Raw genomic sequence first — 6,021 nt, 5'->3', positions numbered from 1 at the left:
AACGAGCCGCCTCCGCTTTTCTGACCCACAGGAGCGCAGCGACGAGGAGGCTCACCGGCCGCCCGCGGAAAGCGAAGTCTTGCACGGAAATCAACAGCGGTGTAGAAAACCGAATATGTAATCAACCTGCCTTTAATATGAAAGAATTTTGGTAAAAAAGACATGAAATCAAGGTATGATAGAGTAAAAGATGAATTAAAGTGCAGAAAGTGATAAATTTAAAGGAAGAATCCTATACTAAGCAAAACTTCAAGACCGAATTTAATTGTCAAAGGAGATCAATTGATATGGATAAAAAGATTCTAGTTGTTGACGATGAAAAGCCGATTGCAGATATTTTACAGTTTAATTTAAAGAAGGAAGGCTATGAAGTGCATTGTGCTTACGATGGCGATGAAGCTGTGAAGATGGCCGAGGAAGTGAAGCCGGATTTGGTTCTACTTGATATTATGCTTCCGAATCGTGACGGAATGGAAGTATGCCGGGAGATCCGCAAGAAGTATGAGATGCCGATCATCATGTTGACGGCCAAAGACTCGGAAATTGATAAGGTGTTAGGCCTCGAGCTTGGTGCTGATGACTATGTGACAAAACCGTTCAGTACACGTGAATTGATCGCGAGGGTGAAAGCGAACCTGAGGCGTCATCAGGCCGGTGCTGCGCAGGCGAACGCAGAGGATGAAAATAACGAGATTGCGGTTGGTTCTCTTACCATCCATCCTGATGCTTATGTGGTGTCGAAGCGCGGGGAAACGATTGAACTGACTCACCGTGAGTTTGAGCTTCTTCATTATCTGGCGAAGCATATTGGACAGGTCATGACCCGTGAGCACCTTCTTCAAACGGTGTGGGGATATGATTATTACGGGGATGTGCGTACGGTGGACGTAACCGTGAGACGTTTGCGTGAGAAGATTGAGGATAATCCCAGCCACCCTACTTGGATCGTAACACGTAGAGGAGTCGGTTATTACTTGCGAAATCCTGAACAGGAGTAAGGTTGAATGAAGAAAGTTGGTTTAACGCGTTCGATCCATCTTAAATTTGTCATGATTTATGTGCTCCTGATTCTCTTGGCGATGCAGATCATCGGGGTTTATTTCGTCAGGGAATTGGAGCATAAGCTGGTTGATAACTTTCAAACCAGCATAAAGAGCAGGGTTGATCTACTCGAGTATTCGGTCCGTGAAGAGATGGTCAAGGATCGTGCCGAGGATGATCCCACGAAAGAAAGTGAAATTAAGAATCTATTAGAAGACAGTGATGAGCCAACATCCGATATTTATGAAATTCGCGTAGTGGATGATCGGAGCAGGATCGTAGGCACCTCTGACGAAAACAACCAGGCGCTGGTTGGGCGCCCGACGAATGAGATTTCGGTCAAACGGGTACTCGCCGGCGGAGGCACTTATGATAACATTTTTATTGATGAGAAAACCGGAGACCGGGTCTGGGTCCTGACTTCGCCTATTATGACGTCTGAAGAAGTAATCGGTGCCATCTATCTGGTCGCTAAGATTGAAAATGTATATGACCAGATGAATGAAATCAATAAGATCTTTACGAATGGGACGCTGATTGCGCTCGCCATTACAGCCATATTGGGAGTCCTGCTGGCTCAGACCATCACACGCCCGATTTCGGATATGAGAAAACAGGCACTTGCGATGGCAAAAGGTAATTTCTCACGGAAAGTAAAGGTCTACGGCTATGATGAAATCGGTCAGCTGGCCATGACCTTCAACAACCTGACAAAACGCCTGCAGGAAGCCCAGGCAACAACAGAAGGAGAAAGAAGAAAACTTTCTTCCGTTCTTTCCTATATGACGGATGGGGTTATCGCTACGGATCGAAAAGGCAGAGTGATCCTGATTAACGATCCTGCTGTCGAAATGCTGAATGTTTCACGTGAAACAGTGCTGTCCCAGCCGATCGTAGCACTACTTGGCCTGGATGAAGAGTATACGTTTGAAGACCTTTCGAATGAGCAAGACTCGCTCATTTTGGATTACAGCACGAAGGATAAACCATATATTTTAAGGGCCAATTTCTCGATCATTCAAAAAGAAACCGGCTTTGTTAACGGGTTGATCACGGTGCTCCATGATATTACAGAGCAGGAAAAGATCGACTTGGAGAGACGGGAATTTGTTGCGAATGTGTCCCATGAATTACGTACCCCTTTGACAACGATGCGAAGCTATTTAGAGGCATTAGCCGAAGGGGCATGGCAAGATGAAGAAATTGCGCCGCAATTTTTAAATGTCACGCAGACCGAGACGGAACGGATGATCCGCCTCGTTAACGATCTCCTTCAATTATCTAAGATGGATAGCAAGGACTACCGCTTTAATAAAGATTGGGTAGACTTCATCCTATTCTTCCATCGAATCATTGACCGTTTTGAAATGACGAAGAATCTGAATGTCACGTTTGAACGCTACTTACCCGATGAGGCGATGTTTGTAGAGATTGATCAGGATAAGATTACTCAGGTATTGGATAATATCATTTCCAATGCGTTGAAGTATTCTCCTGAAGGCGGGACGATTACGTTCCATGTGAAAGAAAACAATGGGTTCATTGAAATCAGTGTATCGGATCAGGGACTCGGCATTCCGAAAGAGAACCTGGAGAAGATCTTTGAACGATTCTACCGCGTGGATAAGGCCCGTTCCAGACAGATGGGCGGTACTGGGCTGGGGCTTGCGATCGCGAAGGAAATGATATCAGCACACGGTGGTGGTGTGTGGGCAACAAGTGTAGATGGCAAAGGAACAACGATCACGTTTACACTTCCATACGATTCCGCACAAGAGGATGATTGGTCATGAATTACGAAAAAATAAAATCCATTGTATTAACGCTGCTTGTGGCCATGAGTATTTTTTTGACGTGGAATCTATGGACCTATCAACCTGAATACGATGTGATTGAAAGTACCGAGGCATTTGATGTATCCGTCGGAGACGAAAGAAAAGTGCTGGAGTTGCTCCAGCCTTATAAAGTCTTCTATTATCATGATGATCAAATTTCGGGCACCCCGAATGAAAGTGAAATCGACAAAGTATTGGAGCAGATGAGCAGCTGGCGGTTGACCGATGCAAAGGACGTCAGCAACCAATTCTCTCAAAGTGAACTTGATAACCTGGTCCATCGACCGGGAATCATAGACTTGGTATTTCCGGACAGCCTTCCTCTGACCGTCTACAATCAAGTCATTAAATTTGATGATCAGAACCTGCCGAAGACTTCTTTTAACCGCATCCTTTTTGATATCAATACCAAAAAGGGAGACAAGGGGATTGTCTATTTCGTCTTATACGGGGATGACGACCGGGAATACGTGGTCGAGACCAAGGTCGATGGTGAGAAGATGGACTCCCTTAAAGATGCGTTCGTACAAAGAGCGCTGTACAATGATAACTTCCGGAAATACTATACGTTCAAAGTGAATGCCCGTAAAACCATCCTTCTTCCCATCAAGGAAGAAGAGTATTACGGATATAAGTATTCGACTGAGCAGTTAGAGGCAGAAGATTTCATGAAGGCGTTATTTAATGATCCGAACAATGTCAGCCGCAATTCGACCGATTCAGAAGAAATCTACCGGGATTCCTCCAGTTTGATGAAAGTGAACACGAATGTGAACTCTCTTTCTTTCGTCAATCCGGGAGTCGATCCGGATCCGGGTATCACGGAGGAACTATTGGTCCACAACAGTGTTGAGTTTGTAAATGAACACGGAGGCTGGACGGATCAGTTCAAACTATTTTCGGTCAGTCCTGAAGAAAGTAAGATTGAATACCGGATGTTTCTATTAAACTTCCCAGTATTCAGTGATATTGCAGGGACGACAGAAATTTCCCAGGCTTGGGGAATGGACACGATTCACAAGTATCAGCGTCCATTCTTTCAAATAGGGGATGACTATTCCATGTTATCGGAACCTGTTAAAGTTCAACTCCCATCCGGATTTACCGTTCAGCAGACGCTGGAGGAAAACAAGATGATCAACCTGGAATTTGTCGAGGATATAGCGATCGGATACAAATTGACGAGGGATATGAACTTCCCCGATATGCTTTTATACGACTTAACACCTTCGTGGTATTATAAATATAGCGGCAATTGGCTGCGCCTGCCTCTTGAAGAAATGGGGGCGATATAAATGGATTGGAGCAAAACGAAGACGATCTTCATCGTGGTTTTTCTGATTCTGAATATCTTTCTATTAACCATTTTCATAAAAAAAATCTCGGAACCCGAGGTGTTGGCTGATACGAGTACCCAGCAGTCGCTGGAGTCCGTCAACATCACGTATCCCGATGACCTGACAGCCCCTAAGGAAGGCATGAATGAAACGGATATCAGCGCTACATCCAAGAAGTTCACAGATGGGGTAAAAGAGAGTCTTAAGAACCAAGAGGTCAGCGTCCTGAATGATAATACTCTATACTCGACTCTTGATGAGCCATACGCTTTGGGTGATAAGCTATCAGAGGATGAGTTGAAGGAAAAACTGAGAGCATTCCTGGAAGAGTATACGATTGACGGTGATCAATATACTTTCAGGGAGTATAACAAAGAAAATCTGACAGTCAGTTATAACCAGACATACAACGGAAAACCATTATTCCACAATGCCAGTGCAGAAATTGTGTTAGAGCTAAACAACGAGAATGAGATTGTTTCTTACAAGCAAACGATGATGGAAGATATTCAAGCGTTTGGTAAAGTTAGCAGGGTCATCAATCCGCTTGAGTCCCTTCAGATTCTTGCTGACAGCGGTAAAATTGAACCGGATAGTAAAGTGACAAGTTTCGAGCAAGGATATTCCACCGAGGTTCCGATCTCGGATTCACAGGTACTGACACCAACGTGGCACTATGTCGTGGAAAAAAATGAAAAAAAACAGGATCTTTACTTTACTGCATTTGAAGGAGAAGTCATCGAGTTTTCAAAAAAAGAGAAAGAACTACTGGAGTGAGAGGTATGACCATGCATTTTAGTGTACTCGCGAGCGGCAGTACAGGGAATGCGATATTTGTTGAAACAGAAGAGCACTCCTTCCTGGTGGATGCGGGCCTTAGCGGCAAGGCGATGGAAGGGCTGTTCAGTCAGATTGATCGTAAAATTGAAGATCTCTCGGGCATTCTAGTCACTCATGAGCACAGTGACCATATCAAAGGGCTTGGCGTTCTTGCAAGAAAGTACAAGCTCCCGGTCTATGCGAATGAGAAGACATGGAATGCCATGGAAGGTCTAGTGGGGAAAATCGATACGGAACAGAAGTTCACATTCGATATGGAAACGGCCAAGCATTTTGGCGGGATGAGCATCGAGTCGTTCGGTGTTTCCCATGATGCAGCAGAACCGATGTTTTATGTATTTCATCAAGGTGAAAGGAAGCTGGTCCTCGTGACCGATACAGGCTATGTCAGCGACCGGATGAAAGGCATCATTTCAAATGCCGATGCCTACGTGTTCGAGAGCAATCACGATGTGGGCATGCTCCGCATGTGCCGGTACCCGTGGAATATCAAGCGGCGTATCCTGAGTGATGTCGGACACGTTTCAAATGAAGACGCGGCCGTTGCGATGAGTGAAGTCATCGGTGACAGGACAAAAGGCATCTATCTTGCTCACCTGAGTCTTGATAACAACATGAAAGACCTGGCACGCATGAGTGTGACACAGACACTTGAATCAAAAGGAGTAGGCGTCGGCGAACAAATCGATTTGTTTGATACAGACCCCAAAGTCCCAACTCCATTAGTAGCCATATGACCCATTTATGTGTTTAAATGGTTAATTTTAGAGGAACATAAAAAGGTGAAGGCTGCTAATGGCTTTTGCCTTTTTATTTTGGAGTCTCCATGAAGACGAGAGGTTCTTTTTAAAAAATAGGGTGTTAAACACCGCAGTTGATTTCCGTGCAAGACTTCGCTTTCCGCGGGCGGCCGGTGAGCCTCCTCGTCGCTGCGCTCCTGTGGGTCAGAAAAGCGGAGGCGGCTCGTT

At 45.0% G+C, this 6,021-nt stretch carries 5 protein-coding genes; all 5 read left to right on the top strand.

The features are described 5' to 3' along the window. Window positions 1–287: 287 nt before the first annotated feature. From yycF to AAEO50_RS20815, 5 genes are read left to right on the top strand one after another with little or no spacing between them, the layout of a single operon-like run. Window positions 288–998 carry a response regulator YycF gene (gene yycF / locus AAEO50_RS20835; RefSeq protein ID WP_341986298.1) on the top strand — a complete coding sequence of 237 codons (711 nt, stop codon included), beginning with the start codon at window positions 288–290 and terminating at the stop codon, window positions 996–998. 6 nt (window positions 999–1,004) lie between these two features. Continuing rightward, entirely contained in the window at window positions 1,005–2,834 is a 1,830-nt protein-coding gene (walK, locus tag AAEO50_RS20830) for a cell wall metabolism sensor histidine kinase WalK (protein WP_341986297.1), read from the top strand. Then, window positions 2,831–4,171, top strand: coding sequence for a YycH family regulatory protein (locus AAEO50_RS20825; protein ID WP_341986296.1), 1,341 nt, complete (start codon window positions 2,831–2,833; stop codon window positions 4,169–4,171). The genes walK and AAEO50_RS20825 overlap by 4 nt, the downstream gene beginning before the upstream one ends. Further along, window positions 4,172–4,990, top strand: coding sequence for a two-component system regulatory protein YycI (locus AAEO50_RS20820; RefSeq protein ID WP_341986295.1), 819 nt, complete (start codon window positions 4,172–4,174; stop codon window positions 4,988–4,990). It begins immediately after the preceding gene. Between the two features lie 5 nt (window positions 4,991–4,995). After that, window positions 4,996–5,790, top strand: coding sequence for an MBL fold metallo-hydrolase (locus tag AAEO50_RS20815; protein ID WP_341986294.1), 795 nt, complete (start codon window positions 4,996–4,998; stop codon window positions 5,788–5,790). Window positions 5,791–6,021: the final 231 nt, after the last annotated feature.

It is taken from the genome of Rossellomorea oryzaecorticis (assembly GCF_038405515.1).
GTDB classification, from domain to species: Bacteria; Bacillota; Bacilli; order Bacillales; family Bacillaceae_B; genus Rossellomorea; species Rossellomorea oryzaecorticis_A.
The sequence above is the reverse complement of the archived record's forward strand: the minus strand, read 5'-3'. Positions and strand labels throughout refer to the sequence as shown.

What these genes read in the sequence shown, in the direction of transcription:
- AAEO50_RS20825 (WP_341986296.1), top strand. Translation starts at nt 2,831, where the DNA reads ATGAATTACGAAAAAATAAAATCCATTGTATTAACGCTGCTTGTGGCC.
- AAEO50_RS20820 (WP_341986295.1), top strand. Translation starts at nt 4,172, where the DNA reads ATGGATTGGAGCAAAACGAAGACGATCTTCATCGTGGTTTTTCTGATT.
- AAEO50_RS20815 (WP_341986294.1), top strand. Translation starts at nt 4,996, where the DNA reads ATGACCATGCATTTTAGTGTACTCGCGAGCGGCAGTACAGGGAATGCG.
- yycF (WP_341986298.1), top strand. Translation starts at nt 288, where the DNA reads ATGGATAAAAAGATTCTAGTTGTTGACGATGAAAAGCCGATTGCAGAT.
- walK (WP_341986297.1), top strand. Translation starts at nt 1,005, where the DNA reads ATGAAGAAAGTTGGTTTAACGCGTTCGATCCATCTTAAATTTGTCATG.